Origin of the sequence: Sphaerisporangium dianthi (assembly GCF_042654065.1) — a bacterium.
Lineage (GTDB): Bacteria > Actinomycetota > Actinomycetes > Streptosporangiales > Streptosporangiaceae > Sphaerisporangium > Sphaerisporangium dianthi.
Map to the genome: position 1 here is coordinate 42,563 of NZ_JBHSFP010000002.1, position 21,731 is coordinate 64,293.

The following is a 21,731-nucleotide window of genomic DNA, read 5'->3' on the forward strand; positions in this document are numbered from 1 at the left end:
CGGCCCGTCCTGCCGGTACGCCCGTGAACTTCTCTTGACCTGCCGTTGAACTCCGCTGCCGTATGTCAGCATCGTACTCGCGGGTAGGGTCTGGAGGCGTGAGCGACCCACTGGCTGTCATCGCCGGGCTTCCCGGCGTTCCGGAGGCCGTCCAGAACGCCCGGGCGGCGGTCGACCGGCTGTACGGGCATCGCGTCCTGCGCCGCCGCGGCCCGGAGGTGTCCGCCGAGTCCGCACTGCGCGGCGCGCGCGCCTCGGCAGCCCTCGAAGGCGCCGACGTCGCGCTGGAGGTGCTGCGGTCAGGGGAGGCGGGGTCGACGGTCGCCGCCGGGGCGCTGCGCGCGTCCGCCGAGATCGGGCGGCTCGGCGTCACCTGGCGCACGGCGCCGAGGCAGGTGCTCGCCCGCCTGCACGCCCTGGCCGCCGCGGGGCTCCTGCCCGGCCCTCTGCTCGGCCGCCCCCGCACGGAGACCCCACTCGGCGACCGGCCGTCGACGGGCGAGGCATCCCGCCGCGGGACGGCCGAGGGGGCCGACCCCGGCCCGCTGGTGACGGCCGAGGGGTCCGAGCCCGGCAGGTCGCCGACGGGCGAGGGGGGCGACGCCGACCTCGGCACCCTCGCCGGAGGGCCCGGCTTCCTCGATCTCGGCCCCGCTCCCGACGCCGCGGCGGCGGCCGTGCGCGTCGCTTCCCTGGTGACGCTGATCACGACGCCGACGAAGGCCCCGGCGCTGGTACTCGCCGCCATCGTGCACGCCGAGCTGATCGCCGTCCGCTCCTTCGGAACCGTGGACGGCGTGGTGGCGCGGGCCGCCGAGCGGCTCACGCTCGTGGAGTTCGGGCTGGACCCCAAATCGCTCGTGGCGGTAGAGGTCGGCCACCATGACCTCGGCGACGCGTACGCGGAGAGCCTGCGGGGGTACCTCAAGGGCACCGGCGAGGGGGTCGCGGGCTGGGTGCGGCACTGCGCCGCCGCCGTCGAACTCGGCGTCCGCGAGGCGACGGCCATCTGCGAGGCCCTGCAACGAGGCTGAGCCCGCGCCTGTGCGGCCGTGACCGCCGCCACGGACCAAAGACGCCGAGATCACGCCGACAGGGGGCCGAACGGGGGCCGGCGCCGTCCGGGAGTGAAAGCCTTGTCCCTGAACGGACACCCTTGAGGGAGATTTACGGTCGGCGCCTCAGGAGTGATATCGGCTCCGGACACAAGCGAACGGCGCCCCTGGTCTGGGGCGCCGTCGCCAGTGCGCCACACCGGGTTACCAAGCGTGCACCTCAAATCGTCGGAGCGGGACAAGCCCGTCTCGACGCGCCTCCCGCGGCTGGTCGCGCGTGGGTACCCGGTGGTCGCACTCGAACACTCAGTCCGTGCAACCTTTCTACGTCGGATCCCGCCTGATGGGAACCCCTTGGAGCAAGACCTTTACCGACTTCTGCGTGTCGCGTGCACCGAACGCTCGCTCGCTCGCATGTCGTCCCTGGGGGCTCCTCGGGCCGCGCTCGGGGCCTTCGCGCGCCTTCTCGGCGATCCTGACAGCCCGGCGTGAACCTCTTTCGATCACCGACGGTGATCGGCCTCCGCGGGGCGTTTTTCGCATACTTGTAGTAGCCGATCCGCTACGGCGGAAAAAAACTCGCGGAAATCAGAGTTTGCTTCTCGACGGAACTTGAGTTCATCGGGCACCATACGTTGGTGTCCACATGACTGTGGCGTTGGTTCCTGGGTAAGATTTTTGCAGACCCTTGCCGCGCCGCAGCGGGCGATGAAGGCTTTCTTCTAAAACGGGACCGGCTCTACCCCCCCGGAGCCGGACCGGTTGGCGACCCCCGCTCTCCCCCCCCCGGCGGGGGTCGCCCTTTTCTCGAAACACCATCCCTGCCGCCGCGCAGACGCACCACCGGGCGACCCGTGATCCTCTCCTGAACGCCACGCCACGCCACGCCAGGCCGCCGAGCCGGCGTACTTCATGGGCGTCGCGTCCCGGCACCCCACGGCCCAGGCCCCCGCCGCCTCCCGTGTCGTCGTTATCCACAGAACGCCGTTCGCCGCCATGGGCCGAGCGGGAGATCGTGCAAGGTGAGGGCTCCCGACGACAGGGAGGCCACCACATGCACCGCCCTCTGGTGATCACTGAAGATCAAGACCTGCTCGACGATCTCCTGCGGGTCGCCGCCGCCGCGGGTGTCGAGATCGACGTCGCGCACGCACCCGCGCACGCCAGGCCCTACTGGCAGCGTGCGCCGCTCGTCGTCGTGGGCGCCGACTCGGCCGATGCCCTCGCCGCGGCCGGGCCACCGCCCCGCCAGGGGGTGCTCCTGGTCACCAGGGCGTCCGATGATCCCGCCGTCTGGCGAAGATGCGTGGCCGTGGGCGCCAAAGCGGTCCTCGAACTGCCGGAGGCCGAAAGGCGACTGGTGGACGAGTTCGCCGAGGCGTCCGAACCGGTGATCAGGGCGGGTGAGACCGTCTGCGTCATCGGAGGCAGCGGCGGCGCCGGGGCGAGTGTGCTCGCGGCGTCCCTGGCCCTCACCGGGGCGCGGCGAGGTCTGCGCACGCTCCTGGTGGACGCCGACCCGCTCGGCGGCGGCATAGACGTCATCCTCGGCCAAGAGCACGCCATCGGGGCACGATGGCCCGACATCGTCGAGCGAGAAGGCCGGGTGAGTTTCACGGCGCTCCAAGCCGCCCTGCCGACGATGGGCGAGCTCACGGTGCTGTCATGGCATCGAGGAGAGTCCCCGCCCATCCCTCCCGAAGCGATGCGGGCCGTTCTCGAGGCGGCGCACAGGGGGTGCGATCTCATCGTCGTCGACTTACCGCGGCACGTCGGCCCCGCGTCGGGCGAGGCCCTTTCGCGGGCGGTCTCCACTCTGCTGCTCGTGCCCGCGGATGTGCGGGGGGTGCTTTCGGCGTCACAGCTGTTGATCGACGTCAGCCGGCACACCTCCGCTCTCGGCGTCGTGGTCCGCGCCGGCGCGCTGCTCCCAGAGGTGATCACGCACTCGCTGGGGGTGCCCTGCGTCGGAGTCCTCGAAGATCAGCGAGGCCTCGCCGACGTCCTCAACCGCGGTGACGCGCCACCACTGGGCGACCGCACGCCGCTCGGCCGCTTCTGCGCCGACTTCCTGGCGACCCTGGAGACCCGATGACCTACCGGCCCCACCACACCCTCACCCTCCCTGCGGCCACGACCACAGCGGCCGTCCGCGCACCAGGTCACAGCACGCCGGCCCCGACCCGTCCCGCCACGTCCCCACGGGGTCCCGCCGCGTCCCCACGGGGTCCCGCCGCGTCCCCACGGGGTCCCGCCGCGTCGCCACGGGGTCCCGCCGCGTCGCCACGGACCTTCGCCGCGCCGAGGGCCGCAGACGCGAGCCGAAGTGTCAGCGCACCCTCGCCGGGCGGACGTTCCTGTCCGCCTCATGGCACGGTGGTTCGCCGATGAACCGCGCCGTGGTGTCCCCTGACCTGGTGGAAGCCGTACGGGTGCGCCTGGCTCGCACCGGCGCCGACCCCTCGGCCGCCCAGGTGGCCGCCGCTCTCCGCGCCGAACGTGCGGTGCTCGGCGACGCCGAGGTCCTCGCCGTCGCCCGTGCCCTGCGCGCCGACCTGATCGGCGCAGGGCCGCTCGAACCCCTGCTGGCCGAGCCAGATGTCACCGATGTGCTGGTCAACGGCGCCCGTGAGGTCTGGGTCGACACCGGCGACGGCCTGAGGCGCACCTCTGTGGTGTTCTCAGGTGACGACGAGGTGCGGCGGCTCGCCCAGAGGCTGGCCGCGGCCGCGGGCAGGCGTCTCGACGACGCCTGCCCCTACGTCGACGCCCGGCTGCCGGGCGGGGTGCGCCTGCACGCGATCCTGCCGCCGGTCGCCTCCGAGGGCACCTGCCTGTCCCTGCGGCTACCACCACGAAGATCCTTCACATTGGACGAACTGGTTCCCGGCCCGGGGGCCGCGGCGGTACGCGCGATGGTCGTCTCACGGCTGGCGTTCCTGGTGACCGGCGGCACAGGCACTGGAAAAACCACACTTTTGTCCGGAATGCTGTCGCTCGCCCACCCAGGTGAGCGGCTGGTCCTCGTGGAGGACTCCTCAGAGCTCCGCCCGATCCATCCGCATGTCGTCCGCCTGGAGACCAGGCCGTCCAACCTGGAAGGGGCCGGCGGGGTGGGACTGCGCGATCTCGTCCGGCAGGCGCTCCGCATGCGACCGGACCGGCTTGTCGTCGGAGAAGTGCGCGGAGCGGAAGTTGTGGACCTCCTGGCCGCTCTCAACACCGGTCACGACGGTGGGTGCGGCACTCTGCACGCGAACAATCCCGCCGACGTGCCCGCACGGCTCGAGGCACTCGCCTGCGCCGCGGGTCTGTCCAGAGAAGCCGTCCACAGCCAGCTCGCCGCGGCGCTCGACGCGGTGATCCATGTGGTCCGCGATCCCGGCGGCGGCCGGCGCAGAGTCGCTGAGATATGCCTCATGGAACGCGAGCCGTCCGGTTTCGTCCGCGTGGTTCCCGCGCTCACCTTCCCCGCCGCCGGTGCACCCCGGCCCGGCCCGGCCCTCCCCGCCCTCCTCGCCAGAGCCCCCGGCGCTCTCCCATGACCCGGGCCCGTGATGGCGAACACGTGATGGCAGGCACGTCCTGACGGTGCGTGGTGGCGGGCACGTGGTGAGGGGCGCGTGGTGGCAGGCGCCCTTGGGGCCCTGCCTCGGTGAGGGTCGCTCACACCGCCGAGGCGGCTCTCGGCGCCTGACCACGCGGGCGGCCGAGAAGCGCCCTGCCACCGGACGGGGCGGATGTAGGTGGACGGTGCGCTATCAGGCGGCCACCGGCCGCGGCCGGGGTTGTGCCCGGGAAGGAGCGTCGAGTGCTGGCCGTTGGTGTGATCTTGATCGCTGTCGCGGCAGGGGTGTGGTCCGGCCCCGATGCCGCGACCGTCCGGCTGGCCGCCTTGACGCGCGCCGAAAATCATGTGCGATGGCCGTTCGTCGATCACTTGTCGCGTGTCGTCCGTCGGCAGAGCCGGGCTCGTCGGGCCGCCGCCTGGCGAAGGGCGTCGATCGAACTGTGCCGGGCCCTCGTCGCCGAGCTGGCGAGCGGGCGGACACCAGGGGACGCCCTGGCGCGAGCCGTGTCGTGTGTCGATCTTCCCGATCCCGCGGTCCTCCGCCCGGTCGTCGCCATCGCCCGCGACGGTGGAGACGTGGCCTCGGCCCTGGAGCGAGCCGCTCCCGAGCATGGAGGTGAGGGCTTGAGGCGCCTCGCGGCCTGCTGGCGTGTCAGCCTGGCCTCGGGCGCGAGTTTGACGGCCTTGGTGGAACGCGTGGGTCGCTCCCTGAGGGAGGCCGAGGCCCACCGCTCCGAGGTGGCGGCCCAGTTGGCAGGGCCTCGTTCGACGGCCCGGTTGCTTGCGGGGCTTCCCCTGCTCGGTGTCCTGCTCGCGGCCGGTCTCGGCCTGCGCCCGCTGCACTTCCTGCTCGGGGGGCCGGCCGGGGTGGTGTGCCTCGGTGCCGGTGTGCTGCTCGATGTGGCCGGTGTCTGGTGGATGAACCGGCTCGTGTCGCACGCTCAAGAGGCAGGCGCGTGAGGCAAGCGGCGCGCGCGGAAGTCGTCGAGGCATGGACGTGAGACCGGCCCCGATGGCAGGCGCGTGAGGTCGAGGCGGCGCCTGCCTCCGTTTCCGTCATGACCTTGCCGGTCTGTCTCGTCCGCGATCCGGGGCGACCGGGCTCGGCCGGTCCGCGAACGAGACGAATGATCGGATGGCTTATGAGCATCCTGCTCGCTGTGGGGTTGGCCGCGCTCTCCGCGTGGCTCTGGTTCACTCCTTGGGACGCGCGAGAACGGCTCGCCAAGATCTCCGTGTTCCGGCTGCCGCTTGAGCCGGATGAACGCCGAGGGTGGCGCGGCTCGGGCTTGCCGGTGCCCGGCCGCAACAGCACCCAACGGTCTCGCGGGCCGGGCCGGCCCGGGCCGGCCCAAGGGGCGGCCGGCCGCAGGCCGTACACGCTTCGGGATGCGATTCCGCCGATCGTGGCGGCAGCGGGTGGCATCGCGCTCATCGGTGGCGTGCCAGGAGTGGTCTGCGGGGCGGGCGCGGGTGGCCTGGTGCTGGTGATCGGCCGTCGCGGACAACCCGGCGAGGTTCGCCGGAGGCAGGCGCGGATCACGGTCGATCTTCCTTTCGCGGCCGACCTCATGGTCGCCTGTCTTCGGGCAGGTCAGCCGGTGGGCGCTGCGGTGCAGGCCGCCGCGGCGGGGGTCGGCGGTCCTCTCGGTGAGCGTCTGACGTGGGTGACCGGCCAGCTGCGGCTCGGCGCGCGCCCTGAGGACGCCTGGTCGGCGCTCGAAGGCGACCGGCCGCTCGCCGCCATGGCGCGCGGCATGCTGCGCGCCGCACTCAGCGGCGCCCCGGTCGCGGATGTGCTGTCCCGGCTCGCCGATGACGCCCGCCAGGACGCTCGGGCCGCCTCCTCCGCCGCGGCACGGCGGGTGGGCGTCCAGGTGGTCGCACCTCTCGGACTGTGTTTCCTGCCGGCGTTCGTGCTCCTGGGGGTCGTCCCGGTGGTCGCGGGCCTGGCAGGCCAGGTCTTCGGCGACTGACATCCATGGATGCATCCGGCACGTCCGGCCAGATCAGCGCGGGCGGCGTCGACGGGTGTCCTCCTCCACGCGTGGTCCACAGGCGTTCGCCGGGCTCGGCGGACCATCCACAGGGACTCGCCGTCATCGGCGAACTGTCCACAGGGACTCGCCGTTCTCGGCGAACTGTCCACAGAACGTCGTTCGGCCAGGAATCGTGCCGCCCTGCTCGGCGAAGCTGTCCTCGCTGGTCAGGGTCGATGCGGGTCACACCCCTCACGGCCACGAAGACGACTCAAGGGGAGGTCCGATGCGCAAGTTGATCCGTCGGTGGGGGCGGCGTGCGCTGCGATCGATGCGGGGCGGGAAGGAGGCGGTGACGCATCGCCGGCCGCAGCGCCTGCGGGCCGGCGTCCAGGCATCCGCGTGGGCGCTCGTCCGGATGGCCCGCCTGAGGGCGCAGGCCGGCATGTCCACCGCGGAGTACGCGGTGGGCACGATCGCCGCGTGTGCCTTCGCCGGGTTGCTCTTCAAGATCGTAAGCAGTCCCGAGGTGAGGAAGATGCTGTCCGACCTCATCGGCCGGGCCCTGAAGATCGCCGGGTGAACCGCCGGCCGCCATGGCAACCCCACCACGAAGACTCCACCGCAAGAAAGGCGTGAACGTGAATGCGGTGGCGGCCGCCGCCGCCCTTGATCCGGTCCCTTCTCATCGCCTTCCTCGGGTGAGCGCCAGGCCGAGCGGCGAGATGACGGGCCGGAGAAGGGCATCGCGCACGACCCCGGGAGAACTGGAGCCCTCCATCTCCGGCGCATGCAAGAGGGCGATCTGCATCCAGCGCAGATCAAGATCCTGCGCTCAGCGCGGTCCAGCCGGTTCGACGTGGTGGCGGAGGTCCATGCGGTGGAGATGGTGTGCACCTCGCCCGCGATCGGAGTCCGGTTCGGTGACGGCCGAGACGGCGGTCGCACTCCCCTCGCTGGCGCTGGTGCTGGGAGCGGCGTTGTGGGCCATCACGGCGGTGGGGGCTCATCTCGAATGTGTCGACGCCGCCCGGGCGGGGGCCAGGGCGGCGGCCCGCGGTGAGGCGCTGGAAGCCGTCCGGCAGGCCGCCGGCAGCGCCGCCCCGCCTGGTGCGGCCGTCTCGGTCACCCTCGACGCACGGCAGAGCCGCGTGACGATCACGGCTTCCATCCGGCCGAGTTGGGCCATCGGAATGCCGCCGGTGCGTGTGGGCGCGTCGGCGGTCTCGGCCACCGAGTGGGGAGTGGAGGCCGCTGTCACGAAGGAGGCGCAGGCATCAGCCGACGGTCTGGCGGGCCGGCCTTGATCACCATGCGAGGAACAGGCATGTACGACGGTCCGGCCGGATGGCCTTGATCGCCCTGGGAGGGGCGGGCATGTGCGACGGTCCGGCCGGATGGCCTTGATCACCGTGGGAGGAGCGGGCATGCACGAGCGAACAGGGGCGCGTGATCGTGGGTCGGGCACCATCTGGGTGGTCGCGTCCATGGCGTTGATCTGGTTCACGGCCGGGACGTTGGTGCTGGCAGGGGCGGCACGCATAGCCCGGCATCGAGCCCGGTCCGCCGCCGATCTCAGCGCTCTGGCAGGGGCGAGCCGTGTCCTTATCGCTCCCGAGACCGCGTGCCGGCACGCCCGCGACCTCGCTGTCGCCAATCACGCCTCGATCACCAGATGCCAGGTCCGGGGAACGGTCGTCGTCGTCCGCGTCGAGGTCCCCCTGCGGCTTCCATGGTTCGGCGATCACCACGCCACCGCTGAAGCGCGTGCGGGTCCCCGATAGCCCGATCCGCGTGTCCTCTAGCCCGATCCGCGTGTTCCTCAGATCCGTCGTCAGGAGGAGGGAAGGAGGGTGGTGAGGAGGTGGATGGCTCCTTGTTTGTCGAGGGGATCGTTGCCGTTGCCGCATTTGGGAGACTGGATGCAGGAAGGGCATCCGCGCTCGCACTCGCAGGAGGCGATCGCCTCGCGGGTGGCCGTGAGCCAGTCGAAGGCGCGGGCGTAGCCGCGTTCGGCGAAGCCCGCTCCGCCCTCGTGGCCGTCGTACACGAAGACCGTGAGCAGGCCGGTGTCGGGGTGCAACTCGGTGGAGACCCCGCCGATGTCCCAGCGGTCGCAGGTGGCGAACAGCGGCAGCAGGCCGATGGAGGCGTGTTCGGCCGCGTGCGCCGCGCCGCCGAGGTCGAGGCCCTCGGCCAGCAGGGGGGCCACGACGGTGCTGGGCAGGGTCCACCACACGGCACGGGTGCGCAGGGTGCGGGGCGGCAGGTCGAGGGGTTCCTCGCCGAGCACCTCGCCCGTCTGGACGCGGCGCTTGAGGAAGGACACGACCTGCCGGGTGACCTCCACCGTCCCGAAATGCAACTCGCCCGGTCCGAAGGCGTGCGACCGCAGCGACTCCAGCACCGAGATGTCGGTGACGTCCCTGGCGAACGTGGAGTAGTCCGGCTCGGCCGCCGACACCAGGGCGACGCCGGCGTCCAGGTCCAGCTCGTCCACGAGGTAGGTGTCGCCCTGGTGGATGTGGACGGCGCCGGTGTGGACGGCGGTGTGGGCCGACGGCTCGTCGACGGTGCCGAGCAGTCGCCCTGTGGAGGACTCCACGACCTCGATCGGAGGCCCGCCGGAGCCTCTGATGTCGGCCAGGTCCGCCGCGCGTTCGCGACGCGTCCAGAACCACCCCTGGGGGCGGCGCCGGAGCATGCCGCGCCGGACGAGGTCGTCGAGCACCTCTTCCGACGCCGGGCCGAACACGGCCAGGTCGGCCTCGGTCAGCGGGATCTCGGCCGCGGCCGCGCACAGGTGCGGGCCGAGGACGTACGGGTTGTCGGGGTCGAGCACGATGGCCTCCACCGGCTGACCGAACAGGGCCTGCGGGTGGTGGACGAGGTAGGTGTCCAGCGGGTCGTCTCGCGCGATCAGCACGGCGAGGGCGTCCTGGCCGTCGCGCCCGGCGCGGCCGGCCTGCTGCCACAGGGAGGCGCGGGTGCCGGGCCATCCCGCGATGAGCACGGCGTCCAGTCCCGACACGTCGATGCCGAGCTCCAGCGCGTTCGTCGTCGCCAGGCCGGTGATCTCACCAGACCGCAGCGCCCGCTCCAGGGCGCGCCTGTCCTCGGCGAGATATCCGGCCCGGTAGGCCGCCACCCTGGCCGGGAGCTCGGGTGAGATCTCCTCCAGGTTCCCCCGGGCGATGAGCGAGATCGTCTCCGCTGCGCGGCGCGAGCGGACGAACGCCAGGGTGCGGACGTCCTCGATGACCAGATCGGTGAGGAGGTCGGCCGCCTCGGCCGTCACCGTGCGCCTGACGGGGGCGCCCCCCTCGCCCCGCAGGTCCGTCAGGGGCGGCTCCCACAGCGCGAAGGTCGTAGAACCCCTGGGAGAGGCGTCGGCGGCCACCTCGGCCATCTCAAGGCCTGTCAGGCGCATCGCGGCCGCGGCGGGGTCGCTCACGGTCGCGGAGACCAGCACGAACACCGGACTGGAGCCGTATTTGCCGCATATCCGGCGAAGGCGCCGCAGGATCTGGGCCACGTGGGACCCGAAGACACCGCGGTACCCATGGCACTCGTCCACGACCACCATCCGCAGCCGCCGCCAGAACGACGACCACGACGCGTGACGCGGCAACATCGACCGGTGGAGCATGTCGGGGTTGGTCAGCACGTAGTTGGCGTGCCGGCGCACCCACTGGCGTTCGTCCGGCGGCGTGTCCCCGTCGTAGGTCGCGGCGCGCACCTGAGCGATCTTGAGGTCACGCACCGACCGCAGCTGGTCGGCGGCGAGGGCCTTGGTCGGCGTCAGGTACAGAACCGAGCCGCCGGACAGGATCTCGGACACGGCCGGCACCAGGTAAGCCAAAGATTTTCCTGAGGCCGTCCCTGTCGCGATGATCACGTTTTGGCCACGATGTGCCAGCTCAGCGGCGGTTGCCTGGTGCTCCCAGAGGCCCTCGACGCCCAGATTTCGCAGACGGCTGACAAGCAACTCGTCGACCCAGGACGGCCATTGGGCCTTACCTGCCTGACGTGCGGGAACGTACTCTACATGTGTGATGCGCTCACGACGCGCGGGTGCGCCGAGCAGGCGAGCGATGATCGGGTCCGCTCGCCGCGAGGATGATGTAGTCGGAGTCACTGGTTTCCAGTTTGGCATCTTGGGGGAGAGTCGCCCGGAGTCGTGATTTCGTATAGACACGAAGACGGGGCGTGGTTGAATGCCGCGCGTCAGGGTATTGCGCGCTGGGACTTGGGGTCCCAGCATGTCAGACCCCTCGTCGTGGACTCAGCAGGCAAGGCGCTGGAGGATCTGTGGATCTGAAGTTGGACCACCACACTGAAGACCGACTCACCATCGTGGAAGTCGAGGGTGAGATCGATGTCTATACCGCGCCGAGGCTGCGAGAGCTGCTGATCGACCTGGTCAACAAGGGGAACTTCCACCTTCTCGTCAACATGGAGAAGGTGGACTTCCTGGACTCCACCGGACTCGGTGTCCTGGTCGGCGGGCTCAAGCGCGTTCGTGCGCACGACGGCTCCCTGGAGCTCGTCTGCACGCAGGAGCGCATCCTGAAGATCTTCCGGATCACCGGTCTGACGAAGGTCTTCGGGATTTACGCCTCGGTCGAAGAGGCCAAGGAAGCTCACGGCCGAGACAAGTAGTCATGGCCACCGTCGAGCTGACGTTCAGTGCACTTCCGGCTCATGTGCGCACCGCGCGGCTGGTCGCAACGGCCATCGCGCGCCGCACCGGAGTCGCGGAGGCCCTGCTGGACGAGGTGCGGCTCGCTGTGGGTGAGGCCTGCTCGCGGGCAGTGGAGGCACATCGCGTCCACTGCCCGGGCGAGCCGATCCGCATCGAGCTGTGCGACGACTCAGGGCGCTTCGAGGTCACTGTCACCGACTCGGCACCGAGCGACGATCTCGAACAGGCATACAAGGACGAGGACGAGTTGCCGACGGCCGTCAACGGCACCGCGTTGGCCAGCCTGCTCCCCGCCGACACGCTGATGTCCGGGTTCGGCATCGCCGTCATCGCCGCGCTGGCCGATGACGTCGAGGTGTATCCGAGTGCCAAAGGACTGCGGATCAGGATGAGCTGGCCCGCCGCCGCCACCGGGTTCGCCACCACCTGAGTGGTGGACCCCGGAGACTGCTTCCCGCTCGTAGCGGCCACCTGAGGCTCCCCTCAGGCGGCCCGCCGGGTGTCTTCCTCCCGGCCGTTCGCCGAGCCGCTCACCCCGCGACCGCGTCCGAGCGTCCGCGCGCCCTTAGCCGGGCGCCGGAGTGTCCTTCGCGCGATCGTGGCCGAGTCCGCGTGCCCTCCCGGTGGTGTCGCCGAGCGTCCGAGCCCCCTTCCCGCGACCGTCGCCGAGCGTCCGCGCGCTCTCAGCCGGGCGTCCGAGCGCCGTTCTCGCGATCGTGGCCGAGTCCGCGCGCCTCCCGGCTTCTGTAGCCGAGCGTCCGAGCACCCTTCCCGCGACCGCCGTTGTTGTGTTCCAGCACGTCGGTGACGGTTTAGGGACATAACAGATGGGCAAGGAATGGCTGTCCGTAATCCGGGCGTCGTACGCTCTGACACAGGGAAAACCACGTTGTTGCTGGGCAAAGCCGCGCAGCTTACTGGACTGGTCCCCAATTGGCTGGCGGAAGAGGCTTCATATCTGGCCTGTGCCTGCGTAGACTCCCGGCACCGGCCAAGGTTTTGTCCCCGCAGATCAACGTCGCCCTGCGGGAAGGTCTGCGGACGCTACCGGAAGCGGCACTGCCAATCCAGCTCGGATTCGCGCCGCCCCCCGACTGACTCGCAGCGCGGTCTGGGCATGGACCTACCCGTCTGGCCGAGGAGGACGGATGTCTAGGCTCAATCTCGCCGCTGACGACGCCGCAGCGGTATCCCTTAGTGGCTCCCATCTCACCATCGTGGTCGTGGTGGCCGCGGTGGCGTTGCTGGCGCTCGCTGTCGCGGGCGGCCTCGTACGCGAGGTGCTCGCCGCAGGTCAAGGCACCGAACGAATGCAGAACATCGCGCGAGCGGTCCAGGAAGGCGCCGCCGCGTATCTAACGCGACAGTTCAGAACGCTTGCGCTGTTTGTAGTGCTCATCCCGTTCCTGCTGCTTCTTCTACCGTCCGCGTCGACCGGCGTCGCCATCGGCCGCTCGGTCTTCTTCGTGGTCGGTGCGGCATTCTCCGCGTTGACCGGATTCATGGGTATGTGGCTGGCCGTGCGAGGCAATGTCCGCGTGGCCGCCGCCGCCCGTGAGGGCGGTGAGAAGCCCGCGATGCGCATCGCGTTCCGCACCGGTGGTGTGGCGGGCATGTTCACCGTCGGGCTCGGCCTGCTGGGCGCCGCGATCGTCGTCTTCGTCTACAAGGGCGACGCCCCCAGCGTTCTGGAGGGCTTCGGCTTCGGCGCCGCGCTCCTCGCGATGTTCATGCGAGTCGGCGGCGGCATCTTCACCAAGGCGGCCGACGTGGGCGCCGACCTGGTCGGCAAGGTCGAGCAGGGCATTCCCGAGGACGACCCGCGCAACGCCGCCACCATCGCCGACAACGTGGGCGACAACGTCGGCGACTGCGCCGGCATGGCGGCCGACCTGTTCGAGTCGTACGCGGTCATGCTGGTCGCGAGCCTCATCCTGGGCAAGGCCGCCTTCGGCACCGAGGGCCTGGTCTTCCCGCTCATCGTGCCCATGATCGGTGTGCTCACCGCGATCATCGGCATCTTCACCACCGCGCCGCGCAGCGGCGACCGCAACGGCATGGCGGCGATCAACCGCGGCTTCTTCATCTCGGCGGCGATCTCCGCCATCTTGGTGGCCGTCGCGGCTTACGTCTACCTGCCCGGTTCGTTCTCGCAGCTCAACGACGTCAGCCCGGCGATCGCCGGCCTCGGCTCCGACCCGCGGCTGATCGCCATCGGCGCCGTCCTCATCGGCCTGGTGCTGGCCAGCGCGATCCAGGTGCTCACCGGCTACTTCACCGAGACCAACCGCCGCCCGGTCAGGGAGATCGGCGAGAGCTCGCTCACCGGTCCGGCCACCGTCATCCTGTCCGGCATCTCCGTCGGCCTCGAGTCGGCGGTCTACTCGGCGCTGCTCATCGGCGGCGCGGTGTACGGGGCGTTCCTGCTGGGCTTCGGCAACGTGACCGTGGCGCTGTTCGCGGTGGCCCTGGCCGGCACCGGCCTGCTCACCACCGTCGGCGTGATCGTGTCCATGGACACCTTCGGCCCGGTCTCCGACAACGCGCAGGGCATCGCCGAGATGTCGGGCGACGTCGAGGGCGAGGGCGCCCGCATCCTCACCTCCCTCGACGCGGTGGGCAACACCACCAAGGCGATCACCAAGGGCATCGCGATCGCGACGGCCGTGCTCGCGGCGACCGCGCTGTTCGGTTCGTTCCGGACGGCGGTCGAAGGCCAGCTCGCCGTGGCGAGCGCGGGCGTCAAGGACGCGCTGGGCTCGTTCAGCTCGTTCAGCCTCAGCGTCGACGCGCCCAACGTGCTCGTCGGCCTGATCATCGGCGCCGCGGTCGTGTTCCTGTTCTCCGGCCTCGCGATCAGCGCCGTCGGCCGCGCGGCGGGACGGGTCGTGTTCGAGGTCCGCGAGCAGTTCCGCACCAAGCCGGGCATCATGACCGGTGAAGAGCTGCCCGACTACGGCCGCGTCGTGGACATCTGCACCCGCGACTCGCTCCGTGAGCTCGCCACGCCGGGTCTGCTCGCCGTCATGACGCCGATCGCGGTCGGCTTCGCCCTCGGGTACGCGCCCCTCGGCGCCTACCTCGCGGGCGCGATCGCCTGCGGCACGCTGATGGCGGTGTTCCTGGCCAACTCCGGTGGCGCCTGGGACAACGCGAAGAAGCTGGTCGAGGACGGCCACCACGGCGGCAAGGGCTCGCCCGCCCACGAGGCGACGATCATCGGTGACACCGTGGGTGACCCGTTCAAGGACACCGCCGGCCCCGCGATCAACCCGTTGATCAAGGTCATGAACCTCGTGGCCCTGCTCATCGCCCCGGCCGTCGTGACCTACGCCGACAACGTGCCGCTGCGCATCGGCGTCACGGTGGTCACCGTCGCGATCGTCGTGGGCGCCATCATCGTCTCCAAGCGGCGTTCGACGAGCATCGCCCCGGCCGGCGGCGCGCCCGCCGAGCAGGTCGAGACCGAGAAGGTGTCGAGCTGACGACCGGCCACGGCGTGACCGCCCGGACCTGATCCGAGGTGTGAGGGCCGAGACATGACCGCCGAGGTGTGACGGTCAAAGTCGTGGCATGACGGAGTACGGCTACCGCCCGAGCAGGGCGGTAGCCGTACGCGTGTAATGGGATAGTTGGGGGAGTGAACACGCTCATCGTCTTGAGACATGCCAAGGCCGCGCACGTGCCTGGGCTGGCCGACCGTGAACGTCCCCTCACCGATCGCGGCGAACGCGACGCCGAGCGGGCCGGCGAGACGCTCAGACAGCTCGGGCTGGCTCCCGAGCTGGTGCTGTGCTCCCCGTCCGCCCGCACCAGGCGCACGGCCGAGCTCGCGCTGGACGGCCTGGCCTCGGAGGCCCCCATCCATGTCGAGAGCGAGATCTACGAGGCGTATCCGGACGAACTGCTGGAGTTGATCGGCCGTACCGACGGCGAGGTGTCCACGCTGCTGCTGGTGGGGCACAACCCGGGGGTGCACGAGCTCGTCCTGAATCTCACGCTGTCGCGTGACGAGGACGGCTTCCCGCCCGGGGCCTTCGCGGTACTGGAAACCGGCCCCTGGGCAGAGGTGGGGCCCGGTGACTGCCGCATGGTGAGCCGCTGGACCCCGAAGGACCGCTGACGGCGGCCCTGCCGTAGCGGGGTGGTGGCCCGAGGACGTCCGGCGGGCCCGATGGGACCGTCAGCCGGTGGGGTGTGGGCCGAGGTCGTCCTCGGCGTCGGCGGCCTCCACCTCCTCGCGAGAGATGCCGAGCAAGTACAAGATCGCGTCCAGATAGGGGACGTTCACCGCCGCGTCGGCCGCCTGCCGGAGCACGGGCTTGGCGTTGAACGCGATGCCCAGGCCGGCGGCGGTGATCATGTCAAGGTCGTTGGCGCCGTCGCCGATGGCCACGGTCTGGCTGATCGGGATGCCCGCCTGCTGGGCGAACCGTTCGAGCGCCCGCGCCTTGCCGGGACGGTCGACGATCTCGCCGACCACGCGCCCGGTGAGCTTGCCGTCCACGACCTCAAGGGTGTTGGCGGCCGAGTAGTCGATGCCCAGATCGGTGACCAGCGAGTCGGTGATCTGGGTGAAGCCGCCGCTGACGATGGCGAAGCGGTAGTCGAGCCGCTTCAGCGTGCGTACCAGCGTGCGGGCGCCGGGAGTGAGCACGACCTCCTTGCGGACCCGCTCGAAGACCTGCTCGGGCAGCCCTTCCAGCAGGGCGACGCGCTCGCGCAGGGAGGCGGCGAAGTCGAGTTCGCCGCGCATGGCCGCAGTGGTGATCTTCTCGACCTCGTCCATGCATCCGGCGTGCGCGGCCAGCAGTTCGATGACCTCGGCCTGGATGAGCGTGGAGTCGACGTCCATGACGATCAGCCGCTTGGCCCTGCGATGCAGGCCGGAACGCTGGACCGCGACGTCCACCTGCTGGAGCACGGCCTCCGCGGTCAGCGCGGTGCGCAGGGCGGCCGGATCGGCCCCCGAGATCGCCAGCTCGATGCAGGTGATCGGCAGGTGCGCGAGCCGTTCGATGCGGTCGATGTTGGCCCCGGCGGCGGCGATGCGGCCCGCGATGCCCGCCAGGGCGGCCGGCTGCAGCGGATTGCCCAGGACGGTGACGTGGAGGCGCCCTCGGCGGCGCTTCTCTTTGAGGTCGGACCCCGTGGTGAGCTCGACCTCCATGCCGAGGTCCTCCGCGACGCGCTCGACGGCGGCCCACATGGCGCCGAGCGTGCCGCCGGTGCCGGTCGGCGGACCGCCGGCGTAGGCGACCAGGACGCCGAGCACCAGCCGGCCTCGGATGACGACCTGCTCGACGTCGGCCACGGTCACGGGGAAGGAGGCCAGCACGGTGAACAACCGGGAGGTCACTCCGGGTCGGTCGGGGCCGGTCAGTGTGATCAAAAGCGTGCGCTGCTTCATCGCGGACAACGCTACCGACCGCTCAGAGTGCGCGTGCAAGCGGTTCACCATACGGACGGCCGATGGCCATCTCCCCATGTCTTCATGGGTCGTGCACAGGAGGAGGCATGCCCATGACCGAGGTGGTCGCCAGTGAGGTCCGTGGCGGAAGCGTCGATGATCCTCTTGTCCGGCCCGGTGCGCGGTCCAGCGCACGGCAGCGGACATCTCTCGCCCACTCCCCGACAGGCGCCGAGCAGCGGGAGGATCCGCTCCTCCACCCCGGCCCTACCGCCGGGCAGGAGGATTCCCTCCTCCACCCCGGCCCTGCCGTCGGACAGAGGGATCCCTCGTCCATCCCGGCCCCGTGACCGGGCAGGCGGGGCCGTTCCTCGATCCCCGCCCGGTCGCCGGCGGGGAGGGCCCGTTCCTCCGGCCCGTCCCCGCCGCGGGGCAGGAGGGGCCGCTCGTCGATCCGCGTTCGGTGGCCGGCCGGGAGGACCGGCTCATCCCGGGACGGCCGGGCGCCCGGCACGGCGACTTTCCGGTGTGGCCCCGGCCGGGCATCGGGCCGGGAGCGCTGACCGACGCGCGCGGCCGCTACACCGTCGAGGTGGCCGCGGACGCCGCGGGCATGCGGGAGGCCCAGAGGCTGCGGTACCAGGTGTTCGCGGAGGAGATGGGCGCCGTGCTGGACTCCCCGATCTCCGGCCTTGACGTCGACCGGCTGGACGCCTACTGCGACCACCTGCTGGTGCGCTCGGGCGACACGGTGGTCGGCACCTACCGCATGCTCGCGCCCGGGCGGGCGGACCGGCTGTACTCCGACGGCGAGTTCGACCTGTCGGCGCTGCGCGGAATCCGCGGCGGAATGGTCGAGGTGGGGCGCACCTGCGTCCACCCCGGCCACCGCAACGGCACCGTGATCGGCCTGATGTGGGCGGGCATCGCGCGGTACATGGTCGCCGGGGGCTTCACCTGGCTGGGCGGGTGCTGCTCGGTGCCGCTGGACGACGGCGGAGCGACGGCCGCGGGCGTGCTGGACGGCGTCGGCCTCGGCCCCGAGCGGTACCGGGTGACGCCGCACACGCCCTGGACGGGCGAGGGCGTGGCCCGGCCGGAGCGGTTCGTGGTGCCGCCGCTGCTGCGCGGCTATCTGAGACTGGGGGCGTGGATCTGCGGCGCGCCGGCCCACGATCCGATGTTCGGGACGGCCGACTTCTTCGTCCTGCTCTCACTGGCCGACATCGACACCCGCTACCTGCGGCACTTCCTCGGAGTGGCGGGGTGAGCGGCGGGTGGCTGCCCGTGGCGCCGTGCACGGTCGCGACGTGCGTCTCGGCTCCGCCGGAGCCCGCCGGGCCGCTGCTGCGCCTGTCACGCCTGCTCGGAGCCGTCGCGGTGGTGCTGGCGGGCCTTCCCTGCGCTCTGGCCGTCCGCGCGCTCGGCGGCACGCGGGCGGACGTCGTGACGATGGTCTGGTGCCGCGTCTTCCTGCGCGTGCTCGGCGTGCGACTGGAGGTCCGTCAGGGATACACCATGCTGGGCGGCGCCGCGTTGACACCGGTGGCGGCGCCGGAGCCCGGGGCCGCGGCCGAACGGGAGCGCCGCGGTGCGGGGGTGCTGCTCGTCGCCAACCACATCTCCTGGCTCGACCCGATCGTGGTCGCGGCGATCACCCCATGCCTGGCGCTGGCCAAGAGTGAGATCGCCGCATGGCCGTTGATCCGCTCTCTGGTGGCGGCGTCCGGCGCGATCTTCATCGACAGGGAGCGCCTGTCGGCTCTGCCCGGCACCGTGCGGGCGTTGGCGGACGCGCTGCGCGCCGGACGGTCCGTCGTGGCCTTCCCCGAGGGCACCACCTGGTGCGGCAGGCGCGGCGGGCCGTTCCGCCGCGCGGTGTTCCAGGCCGCGATCGACGCGGGCGCCCCGGTCAGGCCGGTGGCGCTGCGGTTCCGCGACCGGGCGGGCCAGTTGGCGACCGGCCCGGCGTTCGTCGGCGACGACACCTTGCCGGCCTCCCTGGCCAGGGTGGTCTCGGCCAAGGGGCTCGTCGTCGAGGTGACGGTCTTCCCCGTCATCGCGCACACGGGCGGCCTCACCAGGCGCGCTCTCGCGGGCCTGGCCCAGGCCACGGTGCTGGGCGACCACGTGCGCCAGGACGATCACGTCCCCGTCGCGGCCTAGCCCTGACCGGTCTCGCCACCGGCGCTTCGTCCGCAGGGGTCGTCAACGCAACGCCATCACCGCAGGCGTCGCACGGAACAGGCGTCGCATGGAAGGCGTCGCGCGGAAGGCAAGGGGCGTTCGGACGCGGAACCCCGCGCCGGTCGGTGGGGCGGCCGCCTGGCGCGGGTGATCGATCTTTCCGGACGGGACAGGCCTGCCGAAGGCTCCCGCACGCCCGGCCGGGCGCGGCTCGGGGCCGGCGGCCACTCCCCGCGGCACCGGCGGGCGTTCGCGCGGTACCGGCGGACGTCCCCCGTGGTGCCGACGGATACCGGCGGACGTCCCCCGTAGTGCCGATGGATGTCCGCGTGGTGCCGGCGGACGTTCCTGGTGGTGCTAGCGGATGATCCTGGTCTTGAAGCTGTCGTACCGCAGGTCATCCTGGATGTCGAGCCGCGCGAGCTCGTCCTCGTTGGTGATGTCCACGCCCGGGGGGACGTCGATCGAGTAGCTGCCGAACTGCGCGACGGCGGTGCCCTTGGTGCTGTTCTTCAGCCACACCCGCACCTTGAGGCTGGTGGAGCGGCCGGGCTTGAGCGTGTCGAAGACGCAGAACAGCTCGCGCTTTTCGATGGCGCAGTACGTCGCCGACGCCTTGCTGATCACGCGGACCTTGGCGGCGCCCTTGGGGATGATGCCGAACACGCCCGCGACGTCGGTCGGCCACTCGCCCTTGTTGGTGCTCTTGAGCGAGTAGGTGATCGCGCCGCCGCGGCGCACGGTGCGATTCCAGAGGACCCGGGTGGACAGCGGGGACTGCGGGGCCGCCGCGACGTGCGTGGCGCTGGCAGGAGCGGTGGTGACCGCGACGGTGCCCGCCGTCGCGGGAACGGCGAGTGAGGCGCTTGCCAGGGCCCCTGCGAGCGTGAGGGCGGCAAGTGCGGAGAGGTGCCGGCGCATGGGTGATCTCCCGTTGAAGTGACTGTGATGACGTGGTTCTGCATCGAACTATCGCCTTTAAGCGTCCTTGTGCATCACTTTATGCGGAATTGATACGGCATGATCATGTGCAGGTCACCGAATTCGTGCCACAGATAGCCTTCTCGCAACGCCTCCTCGTACGACCGGGCGAGCAGATCCTCGCCCGCGATGGCCGACAGCATCAGCAGGTGGCTGGAGCGCGGCTCGTGCAGCCCGGTGATCAGCCCGTCCACCGCCCGCACCCCCGTCGCCGGGGTGACGATGTGCGAGGTCCACCCCTCGGCGGCGTGCACCTCGCCCGTGTGGTCGGCCGCCGTCTCCAGGGCCCGCACGACCGTGGTGCCGACCGCGATGACGCGTCCCCCCGCCTGATTGACCAGGCGCGCGGTCGGGGCGGGGACGGCGAAGCGCTCGGGGTAGGGCGGCTCGTCCTTCTCCGGCGAGGCGACCCCGGTGTGCAGGGTGATCGGGGCGACGACGATGCCCCTGCCGACCAGCGCGGTGACCAGCTCGTGGCTGAACGGCCGCCCGGCGCTCGGCATCTCGGCGCTCCCTGGGCGCACCCCGAAGACGGTCTGGTAGTCCGACAGCGGCCAGTCCTGCCCGACGTAGGAGTAGCGGATCGGCATCCCGTGCTCCTGGAGGTAGGCGGGCACGTCGCGGTCGAGCGTCGCCCGCCACAGCCGGGACGTCTCGCGCTCCAGCAGGCGGAGCGTGGCGCCTCCGGGCAGGGGCAGCCACTCGCCTGGACGGCCGCCCGCGTACGGGGTCGTCGTGCCCCGGGTGCGGCTCCGCAGCTCGACCAGCCACGAGCCGTCCTCGCGCTCGGTGGAGAAGTGGACGGCGAGCCGGTCCAGCGGGACGGCCGCGGGCAGCGTCGCCGAGTCGTTGACCACGAGCACGTCGCCGGGCCGGAGAAGGTCCGGCAGGCCGGTGAAGGCGTGGTGGGTGATCGACCCGGTGTCGGTGCCGCTGACCATGAGGCGGACGGCGTCGCGGGCCAGCCCTCGGGCCTCCGGCGGCTCGTGCGCCTCGCGCACCGGGGGGAGGTCGAAGGCGATCACCGGGTCACCCGCCCGCTGCCGGGCCGCCGCTTGACCAGGTCGGCCAGGAACGGCGCCACGGTGGCGGGGTCGGCCGCGTGCGACGCCTCCTCCTCGCCGAGGGCGTCGGCGAGCATGCGCGTGCGCATCTCGCCGGGGTCCACCCACCACACGGCGATGCCGGGTTCCTCGACGGCGAGCACATGGGACAGGTGGTCGAGCGCGGCCTTGGTCAGGCCGTACCCGCCCCAGCCCTCGTAGGCCCCGATCGCCGCGTCCGACGAGATGTTGATCACCGCGCCTCCGCGTTCGCGCAGCCCGCGCAGCGTGGCCTGGATCAGCGCGAGCGGCGCGACGACGTTGGTCGCGAGAGCGTCGGTGAGCGCGTCCAGGGGGTAGGCCGCCAGCGGGGGCAGCGGGACGGCCCCGAGCGTGCTCGCGTTGTTCACCAGCAGGTCCAGGCCGCCGAGCTCGTGCGCGGCCTTGGCCAGGCGGTCGCGGTGGACCGGGTCGGCGACGTCGCCGGCCAGGGCGGTGGCGCCGGTCTGCCGCGCGGCCTCGGCGAGGCCGGCCGCGTCCCTCGCGGTGATGATCAGGCGCCAGCCGTCGGAGGCCAGCGCGCGGGCCAGGGCGAGGCCGAGGCCGCGCGACGCTCCGGTCACCAGGGCGGTGGGCGCGCCACCGGCCGGGCCGGCGGGTACGGCGGCGGTGCTTGGGCGCGTCGTCGTTGCGATGTCGTGTGCCATGAGGGCGACGCTAGGAACGGGCGCCGCGTCCGGCATCGGGCCGCGGACCGGTCTCCCTATGGGCTCATTGGCCTAGGACCATCGGCCGAGCCG

At 71.5% G+C, this 21,731-nt stretch carries 19 protein-coding genes; 14 read left to right on the forward strand and 5 right to left on the reverse strand.

Translation table 11 applies throughout. The features are described 5' to 3' along the window. Nucleotides 1-98 precede the first annotated feature (98 nt). The 8 genes from ACFO60_RS03205 (at nt 99) to ACFO60_RS03240 (ending at nt 8,389) form a co-directional block, all read left to right on the forward strand. Entirely contained in the window at nt 99-1,034 is a 936-nt protein-coding gene (locus tag ACFO60_RS03205; RefSeq protein ID WP_380836575.1) for a Fic family protein, read from the forward strand. A gap of 1,075 nt (nt 1,035-2,109) precedes the next feature. Beyond that, nucleotides 2,110-3,150, forward strand: a complete 1,041-nt coding sequence (gene ssd, locus ACFO60_RS03210; protein ID WP_380836578.1) for a septum site-determining protein Ssd — start codon at nt 2,110-2,112, stop codon at nt 3,148-3,150. A 292-nt stretch (nt 3,151-3,442) separates the two neighbouring features. Next, nucleotides 3,443-4,600: a TadA family conjugal transfer-associated ATPase gene (locus tag ACFO60_RS03215; protein WP_380836581.1), complete on the forward strand. Its 1,158-nt coding sequence runs from the start codon at nt 3,443-3,445 to the stop codon at nt 4,598-4,600. Between the two features lie 266 nt (nt 4,601-4,866). Then, nucleotides 4,867-5,586: a type II secretion system F family protein gene (locus tag ACFO60_RS03220; RefSeq protein WP_380836584.1), complete on the forward strand. Its 720-nt coding sequence runs from the start codon at nt 4,867-4,869 to the stop codon at nt 5,584-5,586. Between the two features lie 446 nt (nt 5,587-6,032). After that, entirely contained in the window at nt 6,033-6,602 is a 570-nt protein-coding gene (locus ACFO60_RS03225; RefSeq protein WP_380836587.1) for a type II secretion system F family protein, read from the forward strand. A 355-nt stretch (nt 6,603-6,957) separates the two neighbouring features. Beyond that, nucleotides 6,958-7,188 (forward strand): DUF4244 domain-containing protein, encoded by a 231-nt coding sequence (locus tag ACFO60_RS03230; RefSeq protein WP_380836590.1) that lies wholly within the window; start codon nt 6,958-6,960, stop codon nt 7,186-7,188. A 340-nt stretch (nt 7,189-7,528) separates the two neighbouring features. Beyond that, complete coding sequence (locus ACFO60_RS03235; protein ID WP_380836593.1) at nt 7,529-7,912, forward strand: TadE family type IV pilus minor pilin; 384 nt, start codon at nt 7,529-7,531, stop codon at nt 7,910-7,912. Between the two features lie 120 nt (nt 7,913-8,032). Continuing rightward, the gene (locus ACFO60_RS03240) at nt 8,033-8,389 is read left to right on the forward strand and encodes an Rv3654c family TadE-like protein (protein WP_380836596.1); all 357 of its coding nucleotides are present in this window, start codon (nt 8,033-8,035) and stop codon (nt 8,387-8,389) included. A 50-nt stretch (nt 8,390-8,439) separates the two neighbouring features. Here the strand turns inward: ACFO60_RS03240 and ACFO60_RS03245 are convergent, their stop codons facing one another. After that, complete coding sequence (locus ACFO60_RS03245; RefSeq protein ID WP_380836599.1) at nt 8,440-10,761, reverse strand: DEAD/DEAH box helicase; 2,322 nt, start codon at nt 10,759-10,761, stop codon at nt 8,440-8,442. Nucleotides 10,762-10,916: 155 nt separating this feature from the next. On the opposite strand from ACFO60_RS03245, the gene ACFO60_RS03250 reads away from it, so the two are divergent. The 4 genes from ACFO60_RS03250 (at nt 10,917) to ACFO60_RS03265 (ending at nt 15,433) form a co-directional block, all read left to right on the forward strand. Then, entirely contained in the window at nt 10,917-11,267 is a 351-nt protein-coding gene (locus ACFO60_RS03250; RefSeq protein WP_114029683.1) for an STAS domain-containing protein, read from the forward strand. 2 nt (nt 11,268-11,269) lie between these two features. Continuing rightward, nucleotides 11,270-11,740, forward strand: a complete 471-nt coding sequence (locus ACFO60_RS03255; protein ID WP_380836602.1) for an ATP-binding protein — start codon at nt 11,270-11,272, stop codon at nt 11,738-11,740. A gap of 718 nt (nt 11,741-12,458) precedes the next feature. Next, on the forward strand, nt 12,459-14,795 hold the full coding sequence (locus ACFO60_RS03260; protein ID WP_380836605.1) for a sodium-translocating pyrophosphatase: 2,337 nt from the start codon (nt 12,459-12,461) through the stop codon (nt 14,793-14,795). A 155-nt stretch (nt 14,796-14,950) separates the two neighbouring features. Beyond that, a complete protein-coding gene (locus ACFO60_RS03265; protein WP_380836608.1) occupies nt 14,951-15,433 on the forward strand; it encodes a SixA phosphatase family protein in 483 nt (160 codons plus the stop codon). A gap of 60 nt (nt 15,434-15,493) precedes the next feature. On the opposite strand, the gene serB is transcribed toward ACFO60_RS03265, so the two are convergent. Beyond that, nucleotides 15,494-16,720, reverse strand: coding sequence for a phosphoserine phosphatase SerB (serB, locus tag ACFO60_RS03270; RefSeq protein WP_380836611.1), 1,227 nt, complete (start codon nt 16,718-16,720; stop codon nt 15,494-15,496). Nucleotides 16,721-17,066: 346 nt separating this feature from the next. Here serB and ACFO60_RS03275 point away from each other — a divergent pair, with 346 nt between their 5' ends. Both ACFO60_RS03275 and ACFO60_RS03280 read left to right on the forward strand, forming a co-directional pair. Continuing rightward, on the forward strand, nt 17,067-17,990 hold the full coding sequence (locus ACFO60_RS03275) for a GNAT family N-acetyltransferase (protein WP_380836614.1): 924 nt from the start codon (nt 17,067-17,069) through the stop codon (nt 17,988-17,990). After that, nucleotides 17,987-18,886, forward strand: coding sequence for a lysophospholipid acyltransferase family protein (locus ACFO60_RS03280; RefSeq protein ID WP_380836618.1), 900 nt, complete (start codon nt 17,987-17,989; stop codon nt 18,884-18,886). The genes ACFO60_RS03275 and ACFO60_RS03280 overlap by 4 nt, the downstream gene beginning before the upstream one ends. A gap of 378 nt (nt 18,887-19,264) precedes the next feature. Here ACFO60_RS03280 and ACFO60_RS03285 read toward each other — a convergent pair whose 3' ends face one another. From ACFO60_RS03285 to ACFO60_RS03295, 3 genes are all read right to left on the reverse strand, one after another. Beyond that, entirely contained in the window at nt 19,265-19,828 is a 564-nt protein-coding gene (locus ACFO60_RS03285) for a hypothetical protein (RefSeq protein ID WP_380836621.1), read from the reverse strand. A gap of 74 nt (nt 19,829-19,902) precedes the next feature. Continuing rightward, entirely contained in the window at nt 19,903-20,913 is a 1,011-nt protein-coding gene (locus ACFO60_RS03290) for an S-adenosylmethionine:tRNA ribosyltransferase-isomerase (protein ID WP_380836624.1), read from the reverse strand. Then, complete coding sequence (locus tag ACFO60_RS03295) at nt 20,910-21,638, reverse strand: SDR family NAD(P)-dependent oxidoreductase (RefSeq protein ID WP_380836627.1); 729 nt, start codon at nt 21,636-21,638, stop codon at nt 20,910-20,912. Before ACFO60_RS03295 ends, ACFO60_RS03290 begins: the two co-directional genes overlap by 4 nt. Between the last annotated feature and the right edge of the window lie 93 nt (nt 21,639-21,731).

What these genes read in the sequence shown, in the direction of transcription:
- ACFO60_RS03215 (WP_380836581.1), top strand. Translation starts at nt 3,443, where the DNA reads ATGAACCGCGCCGTGGTGTCCCCTGACCTGGTGGAAGCCGTACGGGTG.
- ssd (WP_380836578.1), top strand. Translation starts at nt 2,110, where the DNA reads ATGCACCGCCCTCTGGTGATCACTGAAGATCAAGACCTGCTCGACGAT.
- serB (WP_380836611.1), bottom strand. Translation starts at nt 16,720, where the DNA reads ATGAAGCAGCGCACGCTTTTGATCACACTGACCGGCCCCGACCGACCC.
- ACFO60_RS03255 (WP_380836602.1), top strand. Translation starts at nt 11,270, where the DNA reads ATGGCCACCGTCGAGCTGACGTTCAGTGCACTTCCGGCTCATGTGCGC.
- ACFO60_RS03240 (WP_380836596.1), top strand. Translation starts at nt 8,033, where the DNA reads ATGCACGAGCGAACAGGGGCGCGTGATCGTGGGTCGGGCACCATCTGG.
- ACFO60_RS03260 (WP_380836605.1), top strand. Translation starts at nt 12,459, where the DNA reads ATGTCTAGGCTCAATCTCGCCGCTGACGACGCCGCAGCGGTATCCCTT.
- ACFO60_RS03285 (WP_380836621.1), bottom strand. Translation starts at nt 19,828, where the DNA reads ATGCGCCGGCACCTCTCCGCACTTGCCGCCCTCACGCTCGCAGGGGCC.
- ACFO60_RS03245 (WP_380836599.1), bottom strand. Translation starts at nt 10,761, where the DNA reads ATGCCAAACTGGAAACCAGTGACTCCGACTACATCATCCTCGCGGCGA.
- ACFO60_RS03295 (WP_380836627.1), bottom strand. Translation starts at nt 21,638, where the DNA reads ATGGCACACGACATCGCAACGACGACGCGCCCAAGCACCGCCGCCGTA.